Below are 14928 nucleotides of genomic sequence, written 5' to 3'. Positions count from 1 at the left end.
ATCCCGGGGGAGCGCCGCAGGCGCGGGGGCAGCGCCCCCTGCCCCCCTCCGTCACCGGAGGAGCCGCCTGATGCTGCGCCGCCTGACCCTCATCCTGATCCCCTACCTCTGGCTGCTGGCCCTCTTTCTGGTGCCCTTCCTCATCGTGGTGAAGATCTCGCTCTCGGACGTGGCGCTGGCGCGCCCGCCCTACATGCCCCAGCTCGACCTCGCAGCGGGCCTCTCCGGGCTGAAGGACTTCTTCTCCCAGCTCGACCTCGAGAACTTCTGGTTCCTGACCAGCGATGACCTCTACTGGAAGGCCTATCTCTCCTCGCTGAAGATCGCCGCCTTCTCGACGCTGATCACCCTGCTGGTGGGCTTCCCGATCTCCTACGCCATGGCCTCGGCGCGCAGCGAATGGCGCCCGACGCTGATGATGCTGGTGATCCTGCCCTTCTGGACCTCCTTCCTGATCCGGGTCTACTCCTGGATGGGCATCCTCAGCCAGAACGGGCTGCTGAACAGCTTCCTGCTCTGGACCGGCCTGATCCACGAGCCGCTGACGATCCTCAACACCCCCACGGCGGTCTATATCGGCATCGTCTATACCTACCTGCCCTTCATGATCCTGCCGATCTACGCGACTCTGGAAAAGCTCGACATCTCGCTCCTCGAAGCTGCCGAGGACCTGGGCTGCTCGCGGCTGACCGCCTTCTGGCTGGTCACCGTGCCGCTGTCGAAGCCCGGCATCATCGCCGGCTGCTTCCTGGTCTTCATCCCCGCGCTTGGCGAATTCGTCATCCCCTCGCTGCTGGGCGGGTCCCGCACGCTGATGATCGGCAAGGTGCTCTGGGAGGAATTCTTCAACAACCGCGACTGGCCCGTCGCCTCGGCGGTGGCCGTGGTGCTGCTCCTGATCCTGATCATCCCGATCATCCTCTTCCAGCGCAATGAACAGAAGAACCGGGAGGCCGGCCAATGAGACGCATGTCCTCGTTCAACCTGGTCTCGCTCACCCTGGGCCTGGCCTTCCTCTACCTGCCGATGCTGATCCTGGTGATCTACAGCTTCAACGCCTCCAAGCTGGTCACCGTCTGGGCGGGTTTCTCGACCCACTGGTACGGAGAACTGTTCCGCGACCAGGCCTTCCTCGATGCCGCCATGGTGACGCTGAAGGTGGGGGTGATCTCCTCGACCCTGGCGACCATCCTCGGCACCATGGCCGCCTGGATCCTGGTGCGCACGGGCCGCTTCCTGGGCCGCACGCTGTTCTCCGGCATGATCTACGCGCCCCTCGTCATGCCCGACGTGATCACCGGCCTGGCGCTGCTGCTGCTGTTCATCGGCATCGGGCTCGACCGGGGCATCCTGACCATCGTTCTGGCCCATACCACCTTCGCCATGTGCTACGTCTCGGTGGTGGTCTCCTCCCGGCTTTCCTCCTTCGACCGCTCGCTGGAGGAAGCCGCGCTCGATCTCGGCTGCACCCCCTGGCAAAGCTTCCGCCTTGTCACCCTGCCGATCATCGCGCCGGCGGTGATCTCGGGCTGGCTGCTGGCCTTCACCCTCTCGCTCGACGACCTGGTGATCGCCTCCTTCACCGCCGGCCCCTCCTCGACCACCCTGCCGATGAAGATCTTCTCGGCGGTGCGCCTGGGCGTCAGCCCGGAGATCAACGCCCTCTCGACCCTGATGATCGGCATCGTGGCGCTTGGCGTTGTGATCTTCTCGATCATCTCCAAGCGCGCCGCCGTGCGCCAGCAAATGGAAGAACAGGCGGCCGTCCGCACCTGACGGACGACCGCCCCGAAAACCGAAAGACCAGCCCGTGACCGATCTGACGCCCCGCCGTCTCTATCCCGACTACACCTACTCGCGGAGCCCGATCGAGCGCTGCTACTGGGCCGAGGCCGTCCCCGAGACGGCCCTGACCTTCCCGCCGCTCGCCGATCACCGCACCGATGCGCTGGTGATCGGCGGCGGCTTCACCGGTCTCAACGCCGCCATCTCCCTGGCCCGTGCCGGCATCGAGGTGACGCTGATCGACGCGCAATTCCCCGGCTTCGGCGCGTCGGGGCGCAACGGCGGCTTCTGCTGCATCGGCTCGCACCGCGCCTCCGACGCCCTGCTGACGCGCCGTTTCGGCGCCGGCGAACCCGCCGCCGTCAACCGCACCGAAGCCGCCGCCGTCGCCCATGTGGAGGCCTTCCTTGAGGCCGAGAACCTCGATGTCGACCGCCATTCCGAGGGCGAGGTGATCCTGGCCCATACCGCGGCCAAGATGGAACAGTTCCGCCGTGACGCAGAGGCGCACCTGCGCGACTGGGGCAGCCCCGCCACCCTCATCGAAAAGCCGGACCTGGCGGCCCATGGCCTGAACGGGCCGCTCTGGCACGGCGCGATCCAGATGCCGCACGGCTTCGCGCTGCACCCGCGCAAGTACCTCGCCGGGCTCGCCGCCGCCGCGCGCCGCGCCGGGGCGCAGCTGCATGGCGCCACCCCCGCCCTGCGCATCGACGACAGCGGCCCGCAGCCGAAGGTGATCACCGCAAACGGCACGATCACCGCAAACCGGGTGCTGATCGCCACCAACGGCTATGCCAGCGAAAACCTGCACCCCTGGCTGCGCGGTCGCTACATCCCGGCACAAAGCTCGGTCCTGACCACCCGCCCGATGACCCCGGAAGAGCTCTCGGCCCAGGGCTTCACCTCCCGCCAGATGAGCTACGAAGACCGCAAGATGCTGCATTACTTCCACCTCACCCCGGAGGGGCGGATGGTCTTCGGCATGCGCGGCGCGCTGCGCTCCTCGGCGGCCAACGAAAAGCGCATCGCCGCCCGCCTGCGCGCCGATTTCGAGGCCGCCTTCCCGGCATGGAAACATGTCGAAAGCCCGTTCTACTGGTCCGGCATGGTCTGCGTGACGGCCTCTCTGACACCGTTCTGCGGCGCGCTGCCCGGCAGCCCGAAGGTCTTTGCCGCCTTCGGCTACCACGGCAATGGCGTGGCCATGGGCAGTTACCTCGGCGCCCAGATGGGCCGCCTTGCCGCCGGCGACACCCCGGACCTGCCGAAAAGCTTCGCCACCCCGCCGATGCGCTTCCCGCTCGGGCGCCACCGGATGCTGCTGCTGGCCGCGGAATACGGCATGTCCCGGCTGCTCAACCGCTGAGGCATTTTCTTGTTTGAAATACCTCGGGGGAGTCCGCCGCAGGCGGACGGGGGCAGCGCCCCCACCCCCACCCGGTGTCACGGGGCTTTGGTCACGGGGTCTTCGCCGCCTGGGCGCGGGCCCGCTGCAACCCCAGATGCCGCTCGCGCAAGATGATGAACACCCCGGCCGCGACGATGATCGCCGCCCCGACCAGCATCTGCCCAGACGGCACCTCGGCAAAGACCACGTAGCCGATCCCCAGTGCGAAGATCATCGAGGCATAGTCGAAGGGCGCCACCACGCTGGCATCGGCAAAGCGGTAGCAGGCGGTCAGGAAGATCTGCCCGACCCCGCCCAGCAGCCCAGCACCGATCAGCCACAGCGCCTCCTTCCCGCCGGGCATCACCCAGCCGAAGGGGATCGTCGCCAGCGACAGCACGGTCGAGGTCATGGTGAACCAGAACACGATGGCCGAGGTCGCCTCCAGCCGCACCATGTTGCGGATATGGACCTGGGCCAGCGCCCCGCTCATGGCTCCGACCAGCACCAGGATGGCCCCGATCGCCTCCTCGGCCTTCAACGTGCCGTTCAGCGCGGTCACCCGCGGCTCCAGCACCACCAGCACGCCGATCAGGCCCAGCCCGACCGCGCTCAGCCGGTAGACCCCGACCTGCTCGTGCAGGAACATGCCCGCGAAGATCACCGTCAGCAGCGGCATGGCATAGCCCAGCGCGGTCACCTCCGGCAGCGGCAGGAAGGCCAGCCCGGCAAAGCCGCAGCCCATCGACGTGGTCCCGATCAGCCCGCGCCAGACATGCGACATCGGCGCCTTCACCCGCAACCCGGTCGACAGCTCGTGCCGCCAGGCCAGCCAGGCCAGGATCACCGGCAGCGCGAAGAAGGATCGGAAGAACACCGTTTCCCCCGGCGGCACATGGTCGGAGGCCGCCTTGATCAGGGATTGCATGACGATGAAGCAGATCACCGCGATCAGCTTGTACAGGATGCCTTTGAAGGGCTGCATGGGGGATCCTCTGGGAAGAGGCCTCACTCCTTCGTGAAGCCCGCCGCAGGGTCAACGGCACAGCCGCCCTTGCGCCCCCTTCCTTGCGCCTCCCGCCCTCCTTGCGTCCCCGCCCCTTACCGCCTGCACGATTGACCTCGGCGCCTCGAGCCGCCACCAAGGGGCCGCTTCCGCCACCCGAGGTCCCGATGCTCCGCCTGTCCGCCGCCCTGCTGCTGCTGCCTGCCCCGGGCGTCGCCGCCCCCGCTGCCCCGTCACCCGCCCCGGCACAGCTTTGGCAGGGGCTGCGGCAGGCCGCCGACATGCCCGAATGCCTGCTGCCGCTGCTGGCACTCGGCCTGGCACTCGGGGCGCAGGCCGGGCGGCTCTGGGCGCTGATCCTGGCGGGGCTGGGGGCCGGTCTGCTGGTCGCCCCGTTGACCGGAGAAGCGGTGGCGGTGCTGGCCCTGGCCGCGGGCATTCCCGCGGCGGCACTGGTGGCCCTGCGCCCGACCGGCGCGCCGACGGCGTTGCGGGCCGCGCTGGCGCTGATCCTGCCGGCGCTGGCGATGACGGCCCTGTTCCACGCCAGCCCGGCCCCGCCGCTGCTGCTGGCGCTTGGTGCCTACCTGCTGGCGGGGCTGGCGATCACCGCTGCCGCCCTGCTGTCCCGGGGCCTGCAACACGCCGCCGCCACCCCCTGGGGGCCGATCGCCCTGCGCATCGGGGCCAGCTGGCTGACGGCAATCCTGGCGCTGCTGTTGGCCTTCAGTCTGCGCCCCCTCTGACGGGGACGCAGACGCCTCTCACGCGGACGGCTCTCACTCTGCGGCGCTGCGCTTCGGCAGCACCCAGTGCGGGCGCGGGAAATGGCAGGTGTAGCCGTTGGGATAGCGCAGCAGGTAATCCTGATGCTCCGGCTCGGCCTCCCAGAAATCGCCCACCGGCTCCAGTTCGCTCACCACCGACCCCGGCCACAGCCCCGAGGCGTTCACATCGGCGATCGTTTCTTGCGCCACCGCCTTCTGGGCGGCATCGACATAGTAGATCGCGCTGCGATAGCTCGGCCCAAGGTCGTTGCCCTGCCGGTTCGGCGTGGTCGGATCATGGATCTGGAAGAACACCTCCAGGATCTGCCGATAACTGATCACCGAGGGATCAAAGAAGATCTCGATCCCTTCGGCATGGCTGCCATGGTTGCGGTAGGTCGCATGGGGCACGTCGCCCCCGGTATAGCCCACGCGGGTCCGGGTGACGCCCGGCAGCCTGCGGATCAGGTCCTGCATGCCCCAGAAACACCCGCCCGCCAGGACGGCACGCTCTTCGCTCATCACGGTTCCTCCACCTGGTCGATATATGCGCCGTAGCCTTCCGCCTCCATCTCCGCCCGGGGGATGAAGCGCAGCGACGCCGAGTTGATGCAGTAGCGCAGGCCGCCGCGATCGCGCGGCCCGTCGGGGAAGACATGGCCCAGGTGGCTGTCCCCGTGTTTCGAGCGCACCTCGACCCGGACCATGCCATGGGTCGTATCGGTCAGCTCCACCACGTTGTCGGGCGCCACCGGGCGCACGAAGCTGGGCCAGCCGCAGCCGCTCTCGAACTTGGCGGCACTGGCAAACAGCGGCTCGCCCGAGACGATGTCGACGTAAAGCCCGGCCTGCTTCGTCTCGTTATATGCCCCGCTCCAGGGCCGTTCCGTGCCGTTCTGCTGGGTCACCCGGAACTGTTCCGGGGTCAGAGCGGAGATGGCCTCTTCGGTCTTGCGATAGTTGGTCATGACGCCTCCTGTCTGTTCGTCTCATCATGTGGGGATTTCCCGGCAAAGGAAAACCCCTGCCGCCGCGCAGCCGCCTTGCAGAGGCGCGCGATAATTTAACGCGGTGAAACCTTTTCCGGCGCGGCTCCGTTCCTGCGGTCAAGCGCGACGCAGGACGCGCCATTGAACCAGGACAGATACAGGGCAGGACCAGACCTTCCGGGCAGTTCGCAGCAACGGGAGGAGAGACCATGCGACATATCATCCGGACGGGCGGCCTCACGGCCCTCAGCCTCATTCTGATCACCGGCCTGCCCCAGGCGGGCCGCAGCCTCGACATCGGGGTCGATGCCAGCCTAGGCGGCGACAGCGGCCTCTCGGCCAGTGCCGACGTGGGCCTGGGCAGCGACGGCGTGTCCGCCGACGCGGATGCCAGCCTCGGCGGCAGCGATGGCGTCAGCGCCAGCGCCGATGCAAGCCTCGGAGGCGGGGACGGCGTGTCCGCAGATGTCGATGCCGGCCTCGGCGGCGATGATGGCCTCTCGGCCAGCGCCGACGTGGGCCTCGGCGGGTCGGGTTCCGGCGGCTCCGGGTCGGGCTCGGGTTCGGGCGGCGGCGGCATCTCCGTCGATGTCGGCCTTGGCGGCAGCTCCGGCTCCGGCACGGGCGGCAGCTCCGGAACCGGTTCCGGGACCGGCTCGGGCACCGGTTCGGGTACCGGTTCGGGCATGGGGACGGGCAGCGGCACCGTCACCGCCGGTCGCACCGGCACCGGCAACGCCCCCTGGCGTCCGATGCCGCGCGCCCTGGCCCCGCTGGACTGGATGCGGCTGAACCCCAGCGACCTGGAGATCGTCACCCTCACCCAGCTTTCCGGCACGGGCCGGATCAATCTGGGCAAGCTCGACCGCCAGCTGCGCCAGGACCGCGCCCGGATCGCCCGGATGCAGCAGCAGATTCGCGCCATCCCCCCGGTCGAGGCCCGGCTGGAACAGCGCGGCTTCGGCGCCTGGGACGTGGTCGGGGTCTTCGCCTCGGACGGCAACCGGCTGCGCCTGCTGGTGGATGACCGCGGCTAGGCCGGGTCCCCAAGGCGTGCCAGCGCCCAGCGGGCGGCCTCGGCCACGGTGGGATCGGGATCCTCCAGCAGGGCCCGGGCCGCCCCCCGCAACGCCGGCACGCCGCTGTTGCCGATGGCGTAAAGCACATTGCGCACGAAACGGTCCCGCCCGATCCGCTTGATCGGAGACCCCGAGAACCGCGCCCGGAACCCCGCATCGTCCAGCGCCGCCAGTTCCGCCAGCTCGGGGGCCCGCAGATCGTCGCGGGCATGGTACTTCATCTCGGCGGCCTGCTCCGCGAACTTGTTCCAGGGACAGGCCGCCAGGCAATCGTCGCAGCCGTAGATCCGGTTGCCCATCCGGCCCCGCAGATCCACGGGCACCGGCCCCGCATGTTCGATCGTCAGGTAAGAGATGCAGCGCCGCGCATCCATCCGGTAGGGCGCCACGAAAGCCTCGGTCGGACAGGCCTGAAGGCAGCGCGTGCAGCGCCCGCAGTGATCCGCCTCCGGCCCGTCCACCGGCAGTTCAAGGGTGGTGAAGATCGCCCCCAGGAAGAACCAGCTGCCCAGCTCCCGGCTCACCAGGTTGGTATGCTTGCCCTGCCAGCCCAGCCCCGCCGCCTGGCCCAGGGCCTTCTCGGGCACCGGTGCGGTATCGACGAAGACCTTCACCTGCACCTCCGGCCCGGCCTCCGCGATCAGCCAGCGCGCCAGCCGCTTCAGCCGCTTCTTCACCACGTCATGGTAATCGCGGTTCTGCGCATAGACGGAAATCGCCGCCCGGTCCGGATGCGCCAGCACCGCCCGCGGATCGTCATCGGGGCCGTAGTTCTCCGCCAGCATGATCACGGATTTCGCCTCGGGCCAGAGCGCCGCCGGATCGCCGCGCCAGTGCACCCGATCCGCCAGCCATCCCATCTGCCCGTGATACCCGGCCTCCAGGAAGGCCTGCAGCCGCCCCATCACCTCCGGCACGTCGCAGGGCCGGCACACCCGCGCCGCAGAGAACCCCTCTGCCACCGCCTGCGCGACAAGCCGATCCCGAAGCACCCCGGCCCCTCCATTTTCTTGTTTCCAATACCTCGGGGGAGTCCGCCGCAGGCGGACGGGGGCAGCGCCCCCGCTCCCTCAGAAATCGAGATCCGTGTAGTGATCCGGCGGCGGGAAGCCCGGCACCTGGTCCATCAGGATGCCCCGGAACGCCGGGCGCGACTTGATCTTCGCATACCAGTCCTTGACCGAGGCATTGCGGTCCCAGTCCACGTCCGAGATGTAGTCGAGGCTGGACAGATGCGCGGCCGCCGCGAAATCCGCCAGCGTCATGCGGTCGCCCGCCAGCCAGCGGCGGTGGTCCAGCAGCCAGCCCAGGTAGTCCAGGTGGAACTTGATCGCCCGAAGGCCCGCCTTGACGTTGGTCGAATCCGGGAAGCCCTGGCCGGTGATCTTCTTGTTCACCCGCTCGTAAAGCAGCTTGGAGGTCACCTCGTGGTGGAACTTGTCGTCGAACCAGCTGACCAGGCGGCGCACCTCGTGGCGCTCCATCGGATCGCGCGGCATCAGCGAGGGTTCGGGATAGACCTCCTCGAGGTATTCGCAGATCGCCGCGCTCTCGGCCAGCACCCGGCCCTCCAGCTTCAGCACCGGCACCTTGCCGGCGGGATTGCGCCGCAGGAAGTCGGTATCCTTCTCCCAGTAGCGTTCCTCGATCAGCTTGCAGTCGATCCGCTTCTCCGACAGCGACAGGCGCACCTTGCGGCAAAACGGCGAAAGCGGCACGTGGTAGAGTTCTGCTGAGATCATGGTCACCATCCTTGGACCCTTGTCATGCCCTTTCACAGGGGCGGGTTCAATCCTCGAAACAGGCGGCGCGGCCATCGCGCCGGATCGTCGCCGCCCCGTCGATGATCTGCCGCGACCGGCGCAGCACGTAATTTGTCGGATGCGAGGCCGACCAGGCCTGCGGCGAGGGCAGGATCGCCGCCAGCCGCGCCGCCTGGGTGGCGTTCAGCTGTGCCGCATGGACGCCGAAGTAATGCATGGCCCCGGCCTCGACACCGAAGACGCCCTCGTCGAACTCGGCGACGTTCAGGTAGACTTCAAGGATCCGGCGCTTGGTCCAGAACAGCTCGATCGCGGGGGTAAAGCCCGCCTCCAGCGCCTTGCGGACATAGCTGCGGCCCTGCCAGAGATAGACGTTCTTGGCGACCTGCTGGGTGATGGTCGAGCCGCCGCGCGACATGCCGTCTGCAATGGCATCGCGGATCGCCGACATGTCAAAGCCCCAGTGACGGCAGAAATTGGCATCCTCCGCCGCCACGGCAGAGCGCGCCATCACCGGGGCGATCTGGTCCATCGGAACCCAGCTCTGCTCGATCCCGCCCAGGCGGCGCGCCTCGGAATGCATGTAGATCCCCTGGAAGGGCCGCACCACGGAATTCACCGCCACCAGCGCCAGCGCCAGCCCGACCACCCCGACCAGGGTCAGCCCCAGCCGGCGCCGCAGGCCGCGACGCGTCGGGATGCGCAGGCGTGGCAGGCGCAGCAGCCGCCGGCGGGCCGGGGCTGCAGCTGCGGCTTTCGCGGCCTTGGCCGGCGCCTTCGATGTCTTCTTCGTCCCGGTCTTCGCCCGGGGGCTTTTCCGCTCGGCCTGTTTCGCCACGCCCTGCCTCTTCCTTGACGGGTCTGCGCCCGTCCGTCCCGGAAATGCGGGGGCTGCCATGATCAGGATCAAGGCCGCGTCCCCTGCCAAGAAGTAGCATAGTGATGTCCGGAAAGGGAGGGTGGCCGGGGTCTTTCCTCCACGCATCATCCTCCCGGGCAACACCGGATGAAAGGAGCCCGACATGGCCCTCGACCCGAGAAGAACCGCCTGCATCGATGCCCCCGCCCTGATCGACCATGTGCGCGACAGGATTGCCGAGGGCAACGTGAACCGCCTGCGCATCCGCGACCCAGACGGCAGCTTCACCCTGGAACTTCCGGTGACGGCGGCGGTGGTCGCCGGCGGGGCCCTGGCCCTGGCCGCCCCCTGGCTGACGCTGCTGGGCGCCGCAGCAGGCCTTGCGACCCAGCTTCATGTCGAGGTGGAGCATGGTCACGACCCGCCGCACGCCCCGACCGAGGCCGACACGCTGGCCGACGGCCCGCTGGGAGACAACCTGCCGATCTGAGGGCAGGTCAAAGGAAAGGGCCCCGGAGCTTGCGCTCCGGGGCCCGTCCATTTCACGGATCCGGCAAGGGTTACTCTGCCGGCATCGCCCTTTCGTCCTCGCTCAGCGGGAACGGCAGGTGCACCAGCATCTCCTTCGGGCAGACCTGAAGGAAGTTGCCCAGCTCCAGATCCCAGTGCTGCAGCATCTCCGAGGCCTTGCGGCTGCCGGTTTCCTCGGCATGACGCTTGACCAGGTCGTGCAGCTGGGTCTGCCAGTGCTGGACCGTCACCGGGCAGGTGACCAGGGTTTCCTTGTTGATCAGCTTCTCCGTGATGCCTTCGGGATCATAGAGATAGGCCATGCCGCCGGTCATGCCGGCCCCGAAGTTCGCCCCGATGGAGCCCAGGATCACGGCGAGACCGCCGGTCATGTACTCGCACCCGTTGGAGCCGCAGCCCTCGATCACCACCGTCGCACCCGAGTTCCGGACCGCGAAGCGTTCGCCCGCACGACCTGCCGCGAACAGGTAACCGTCGGTCGCACCGTAAAGAACGGTGTTGCCGATGATCGTGTTCTCGGAGGCCACCAGCGGCGAGTTCATCGAGGGACGCACGACGATCGTGCCGCCCGAGAGGCCCTTGCCGACATAGTCGTTCGCCTCGCCCGAGACCTCGATCTTCAGGCCCGGGGCCGCGAAGGCGCCCAGCGACTGGCCGGCGGAACCGGTCAGCTTGACGGTCAGGTGGTCGGGCTGGAGCGCGTTGCGCATGCCGAACTTCTGAACGATGTGCGACGAGGTGCGCGTGCCCACGGTGCGGTGCGTGTTCTGCACCGCGTAGGACAGCTGCATCTTTTCGCCTTCCTTCAGGAAGCGCGCGGCATCGCGGACGATTTCCGCATCCAGCGTGTCCGGCACCACGTTGCGGGGCTTCAGACGGTTGTAGACGATGTCCTTGGCGCCATCGACCGTCACCAGCAGCGGGTTCAGGTCGAGGTCGTCGAGGTGCTCTGCGCCACGCGACACCTGATGCAGCAGATCGGCACGGCCGATCACCTCATCGAGGCTGCGCGCCCCGATGGAAGCGAGGATCTCGCGCACTTCCTGGGCGTAGAAGGTGATCAGGTTGACCACCTTGTCGGCCGTACCGGTGAACTTCTTGCGCAGCGCGTCGTCCTGGGTGCACACGCCCACCGGGCAGGTGTTCGACTGGCACTGACGCACCATGATGCAGCCCATCGCGATCAGCGCGGCGGTGCCGATGCCGTATTCCTCGGCGCCCATCATGGCGGCCATGACGATGTCACGACCGGTACGCAGGCCACCGTCGGTACGCAGCGTCACGCGATCGCGCAGCTTGTTCATCGCCAGAACCTGGTGCGCTTCGGTCAGCCCCATCTCCCACGGCAGGCCCGCGAACTTGATGGAGGTGGCCGGAGACGCCCCGGTGCCGCCGTTGTGGCCCGAGATCAGGATGATGTCGGCCTTCGCCTTGGCCACACCCGCAGCGATGGTGCCGACGCCCGAGGAGGACACCAGCTTCACCGTCACCTTCACGGTCGGGTTGATCTGCTTCAGGTCATAGATGAGCTGGGCCAGATCCTCGATCGAGTAGATGTCGTGGTGCGGCGGCGGCGAGATCAGCGTCACACCCTTGGTGGAGTGGCGCAGACGGGCGATCAGGTCGGTGACCTTCATGCCGGGCAGCTGACCACCCTCACCGGGCTTGGCGCCCTGCGCGACCTTGATCTCAAGCTCTTCGCACTGGTTCAGGTATTCGGCGGTGACGCCGAAACGACCCGAAGCCACCTGCTTGATCTTCGCAGACGGGTTGTCGCCGTTGGGCTCGGGCACGAAGTGTGCCGGATCCTCGCCGCCCTCGCCGGAGTCGGATTTCGCGCCGATGCGGTTCATCGCGACGTTCAGCAGCTTGTGCGCCTCGGGGCTCAGCGCGCCCAGCGACATGCCCGGGGTGACGAAGCGCTTGCGGATCGAGGTGATCGATTCGACCTCTTCCAGCGGGATCGACTTGCCCAGCGGCTTGATCGCCAGCAGGTCGCGCAGGTGGATCGGCGGGTTTGCCTGCATCCGCGCGGAATACTGCTTCCAGATCTCGAAGGAGGAACGGTCGCAGGCTGCCTGAAGCATGTGCATGGTCTGCGCTTCCCAGGCGTGGGTCTCGCCGGACTTGCGCGACTTGTAGAAACCGCCGATCGGCAGCACGTCGCGGCCCTTCAGCCAGCCAAGCGCGTGGATGTCCTCAAGCTTGTTCTGGATGCCCGAGACGCCGATGCCGGAAATCCGGCTCAGCATGCCGGGGAAGTATTCCGCCACCATGGCACGGGACAGGCCGACGGCCTCGAAGTTCAGACCACCGCGGTAGGACGAAATCACCGAGATGCCCATCTTGGCCATGATCTTCAGCAGGCCCTGGTCGATGGCCGTGCGGTAGCGGCCGATGTTCTCGGTCAGGGAGCCATCCAGCAGGCCGCGCTTGATGCGGTCGGCAATGGTGTCTTCGGCCAGGTAGGCGTTGACGATGGTCGCGCCGCTCGCGATCAGCACTGCGAAGTAATGCGGATCGACACATTCCGCCGAGCGCACGCCGAGCGAGCAGAAGGTCCGCAGGCCCTTGCGGGTCAGCCAGGAGTGCACCGCCGAGGTCGCCAGGATCATCGGCATGCCGATCTTGCCGGCATCCTGGTAATGGTCGGTCAGCACGATGTGGCCGCCACCGGAACGCACGGCATCCTCCGCCTCGCGGCGGATGCGGGACAGGGCGTCCTGAAGGGCATGTTCGCCACCGTCCACCGGGAAGGTACAGTCGATCTCGACCATCTCGGCGTTGAAGTGAGTCTTCAGCTCATCGAACTGGGCATTGGCCACGAAGGGGCTGTCCAGAACGAGGATCTCGGTCTGGGCAGAGCTTTCGTCCAGCACGTTCTTCAGGTTGCCGAAACGCGTCTTCAGGCTCATCACGCGGAATTCGCGCAGGGAGTCGATCGGCGGGTTGGTCACCTGAGAGAAGTTCTGGCGGAAGAAGTGGCTCAGCGGGCGATACTTGTTCGACAGCACGGCCGAGGGCGTGTCATCGCCCATTGACGCCAGAGCTTCCTTGCCGTCCTCGGCCATCGGAGCGAGCATCTGCTCGATTTCCTCGATGGTGAAACCGGCTGCGATCTGGCGCTTGCGCAGCTCTTCACCCTCGAAGAGCGGCTTTTCCTCGACCTTGGCCAGGTAGTCGTCCAGCTCCGAGATCTTGCCGACCCATTCGCCGAAGGGCTGACCGGCGGCCATTTTGTTCTTGATCTCGACGTCGTGGTACAGCTTGCCCTCGGCGGTATCGACCGCCAGCAGCTGGCCCGGGCCAAGCGCGCCCTTTTCGCGCACGGTGGCTTCCTCGACCGGGACCATGCCCGCTTCGGACCCCGCGATCAGCAGGCCGTCACCGGTGACGACATAGCGCATCGGACGCAGGCCGTTGCGGTCGGTGCCGGCGCAGACCCAGCGGCCATCCGTCATCGCCAGGGCGGCGGGACCGTCCCAGGGCTCCATCACGGAGTTGCAGTAGGAATACATGTCACGCCAGGCTTCCGGCAGCTCCTCGGCCTGCTTGGACCAGGATTCCGGCACCAGCATGGTCTTGGCCATCGGCGCCGAACGGCCCGCACGCACCAGCACTTCGAACACGGCATCCAGCGCGGCCGAATCCGAGGACCCGCCGGGGATGATCGGCTTGATGTCTTCCGCAAGCTCGCCGAAGGCCGAGGAGGCCATGCGGATCTCGTGGGATTTCATCCAGTTGACGTTGCCCTTCAGCGTGTTGATCTCGCCGTTGTGGGCAAGCATGCGGAACGGCTGGGCCAGCCACCACTGCGGGAAGGTGTTGGTGGAATAGCGCTGGTGATAGATCGCGAAGGCGGATTCAAAGCGCTCGTCCATCAGGTCGGGGTAGAAGACCGCGACCTGCTCGGCCAGCATCATGCCCTTGTAGATGATCGACCGGCACGACAGCGAGGCCAGGTACAGGCCGTTGACCTGCGCCGCCAGCGCCGCCTTCTCGATGCGGCGACGGATCACGTAAAGCTCGCGCTCGAAGGTTTCCTCGTCCACGCCCTTGGAGTTCGAGATCAGGATCTGCTCGATTTCCGGACGGGTCGCGTTGGCCTTCTCGCCCAGGCAGTCGATGTCGACTGGGACGTGGCGCCAGCCGTAGATGTAGTAGCCCATCCGCAGCACTTCGGATTCGACGATCGTCCGGCAGGTTTCCTGCGCGGTGAAGTCGGTGCGCGGCAGGAAGACCTGGCCGACGGCCATCAGCTCGTCCAGGCGGGGCTCGTGGCCGGTGCGGCGGATCTGGTCGTGGAAGAACGGAACCGGGATCTGCACGTGGATGCCCGCGCCGTCGCCGGTCTTGCCGTCGGCATCAACGGCACCACGGTGCCAGATGGCCTTGAGCGCGGTAATGCCCGCCTCGACCACCTTGCGGGAGGCTTTCCCATCCACGGAAACGACGAGGCCCACGCCGCAGGAAGAGTGCTCGTGCTCCTCGCGGAACAGGCCGTTCTCTTCCATCCACTTGCGCTTGGCTTCCTCGGCGGCCACCCAGTTCTCATCAAAGCGGGTCATTTCAAGCTCTCCTCTGCCGAAGTGGCGTTACGTGCAACCGGGGCGGGGGAGCGGCCCCAAGCCGGTGCTGTTCTGTCGGCCCCTCGGGGCCCTGTGAGGCGTCACGGTTCCGTCGCGGAAAGTCTGACCCGAATCGGGTCCGTGACGAAGGGGAAGCCGGGCGCCCGCGCGTTTTGCGAGGATCTGCCGCG

13 protein-coding genes are annotated in these 14928 nt (G+C 67.4%); 6 read left to right on the top strand and 7 right to left on the bottom strand.

Annotated features, from left to right (window positions below; translation table 11 throughout):
• The first annotated feature begins 73 nt into the window (after positions 1 to 73).
• From KM176_RS08650 to KM176_RS08640, 3 genes are read left to right on the top strand one after another with little or no spacing between them, the layout of a single operon-like run.
• On the top strand, positions 74 to 964 hold the full coding sequence (locus KM176_RS08650) for an ABC transporter permease subunit (protein WP_202397693.1): 891 nt from the start codon (positions 74 to 76) through the stop codon (positions 962 to 964).
• Positions 961 to 1776 (top strand): ABC transporter permease subunit, encoded by an 816-nt coding sequence (locus tag KM176_RS08645; RefSeq protein WP_160891183.1) that lies wholly within the window; start codon positions 961 to 963, stop codon positions 1774 to 1776. Before KM176_RS08650 ends, KM176_RS08645 begins: the two co-directional genes overlap by 4 nt.
• 34 nt (positions 1777 to 1810) lie before the next feature.
• Positions 1811 to 3154, top strand: a complete 1344-nt coding sequence (locus KM176_RS08640) for an NAD(P)/FAD-dependent oxidoreductase (protein ID WP_311136122.1) — start codon at positions 1811 to 1813, stop codon at positions 3152 to 3154.
• Positions 3155 to 3245: 91 nt separating this feature from the next.
• Here KM176_RS08640 and KM176_RS08635 read toward each other — a convergent pair whose 3' ends face one another.
• Entirely contained in the window at positions 3246 to 4160 is a 915-nt protein-coding gene (locus KM176_RS08635; protein WP_160891184.1) for a DMT family transporter, read from the bottom strand.
• A gap of 188 nt (positions 4161 to 4348) precedes the next feature.
• On the opposite strand from KM176_RS08635, the gene KM176_RS25165 reads away from it, so the two are divergent.
• Positions 4349 to 4927, top strand: a complete 579-nt coding sequence (locus tag KM176_RS25165) for a hypothetical protein (RefSeq protein WP_160891185.1) — start codon at positions 4349 to 4351, stop codon at positions 4925 to 4927.
• Between the two features lie 33 nt (positions 4928 to 4960).
• Here KM176_RS25165 and msrA read toward each other — a convergent pair whose 3' ends face one another.
• Together msrA and msrB are read right to left on the bottom strand one after the other, a co-directional pair.
• On the bottom strand, positions 4961 to 5470 hold the full coding sequence (msrA, locus tag KM176_RS08625) for a peptide-methionine (S)-S-oxide reductase MsrA (RefSeq protein ID WP_160891186.1): 510 nt from the start codon (positions 5468 to 5470) through the stop codon (positions 4961 to 4963).
• On the bottom strand, positions 5470 to 5916 hold the full coding sequence (gene msrB, locus KM176_RS08620) for a peptide-methionine (R)-S-oxide reductase MsrB (protein WP_160891187.1): 447 nt from the start codon (positions 5914 to 5916) through the stop codon (positions 5470 to 5472). Before msrB ends, msrA begins: the two co-directional genes overlap by 1 nt.
• Before the next feature lie 230 nt (positions 5917 to 6146).
• Between msrB and KM176_RS08615 the strand changes: the two genes are divergently transcribed.
• Positions 6147 to 6974 carry a hypothetical protein gene (locus tag KM176_RS08615; protein ID WP_160891188.1) on the top strand — a complete coding sequence of 276 codons (828 nt, stop codon included), beginning with the start codon at positions 6147 to 6149 and terminating at the stop codon, positions 6972 to 6974.
• Here the strand turns inward: KM176_RS08615 and queG are convergent.
• From queG to mtgA, 3 genes are all read right to left on the bottom strand, one after another.
• The gene (gene queG / locus KM176_RS08610; protein WP_160891189.1) at positions 6971 to 8008 is read right to left on the bottom strand and encodes a tRNA epoxyqueuosine(34) reductase QueG; all 1038 of its coding nucleotides are present in this window, start codon (positions 8006 to 8008) and stop codon (positions 6971 to 6973) included. The two genes, KM176_RS08615 and queG, sit on opposite strands and share 4 nt — an antisense overlap.
• A gap of 78 nt (positions 8009 to 8086) precedes the next feature.
• Positions 8087 to 8758 carry an FtsZ-binding protein FzlA gene (gene fzlA, locus KM176_RS08605; protein ID WP_160891190.1) on the bottom strand — a complete coding sequence of 224 codons (672 nt, stop codon included), beginning with the start codon at positions 8756 to 8758 and terminating at the stop codon, positions 8087 to 8089.
• Positions 8759 to 8804: 46 nt separating this feature from the next.
• Positions 8805 to 9617: a monofunctional biosynthetic peptidoglycan transglycosylase gene (mtgA, locus tag KM176_RS08600; RefSeq protein ID WP_375372105.1), complete on the bottom strand. Its 813-nt coding sequence runs from the start codon at positions 9615 to 9617 to the stop codon at positions 8805 to 8807.
• Between the two features lie 184 nt (positions 9618 to 9801).
• Here mtgA and KM176_RS08595 point away from each other — a divergent pair, with 184 nt between their 5' ends.
• Complete coding sequence (locus tag KM176_RS08595; protein ID WP_160891191.1) at positions 9802 to 10128, top strand: DUF4342 domain-containing protein; 327 nt, start codon at positions 9802 to 9804, stop codon at positions 10126 to 10128.
• Between the two features lie 70 nt (positions 10129 to 10198).
• Here the strand turns inward: KM176_RS08595 and gltB are convergent, their stop codons facing one another.
• Entirely contained in the window at positions 10199 to 14737 is a 4539-nt protein-coding gene (gltB, locus tag KM176_RS08590) for a glutamate synthase large subunit (RefSeq protein ID WP_160891192.1), read from the bottom strand.
• Positions 14738 to 14928: the final 191 nt, after the last annotated feature.

The sequence above is a fragment of the Pseudooceanicola endophyticus genome, from assembly GCF_018760365.1.
Taxonomy (GTDB): Bacteria; Pseudomonadota; Alphaproteobacteria; order Rhodobacterales; family Rhodobacteraceae; genus Pseudooceanicola; species Pseudooceanicola endophyticus.
Note: the sequence above shows the minus strand (reverse complement) of the source record. Positions and strands in the feature narration are given on the sequence as shown.

What these genes read in the sequence shown, in the direction of transcription:
- KM176_RS08645 (WP_160891183.1), top strand. Translation starts at nt 961, where the DNA reads ATGAGACGCATGTCCTCGTTCAACCTGGTCTCGCTCACCCTGGGCCTG.
- KM176_RS08635 (WP_160891184.1), bottom strand. Translation starts at nt 4,160, where the DNA reads ATGCAGCCCTTCAAAGGCATCCTGTACAAGCTGATCGCGGTGATCTGC.
- KM176_RS25165 (WP_160891185.1), top strand. Translation starts at nt 4,349, where the DNA reads ATGCTCCGCCTGTCCGCCGCCCTGCTGCTGCTGCCTGCCCCGGGCGTC.
- msrA (WP_160891186.1), bottom strand. Translation starts at nt 5,470, where the DNA reads ATGAGCGAAGAGCGTGCCGTCCTGGCGGGCGGGTGTTTCTGGGGCATG.
- msrB (WP_160891187.1), bottom strand. Translation starts at nt 5,916, where the DNA reads ATGACCAACTATCGCAAGACCGAAGAGGCCATCTCCGCTCTGACCCCG.
- KM176_RS08615 (WP_160891188.1), top strand. Translation starts at nt 6,147, where the DNA reads ATGCGACATATCATCCGGACGGGCGGCCTCACGGCCCTCAGCCTCATT.
- fzlA (WP_160891190.1), bottom strand. Translation starts at nt 8,758, where the DNA reads ATGATCTCAGCAGAACTCTACCACGTGCCGCTTTCGCCGTTTTGCCGC.
- KM176_RS08595 (WP_160891191.1), top strand. Translation starts at nt 9,802, where the DNA reads ATGGCCCTCGACCCGAGAAGAACCGCCTGCATCGATGCCCCCGCCCTG.
- gltB (WP_160891192.1), bottom strand. Translation starts at nt 14,737, where the DNA reads ATGACCCGCTTTGATGAGAACTGGGTGGCCGCCGAGGAAGCCAAGCGC.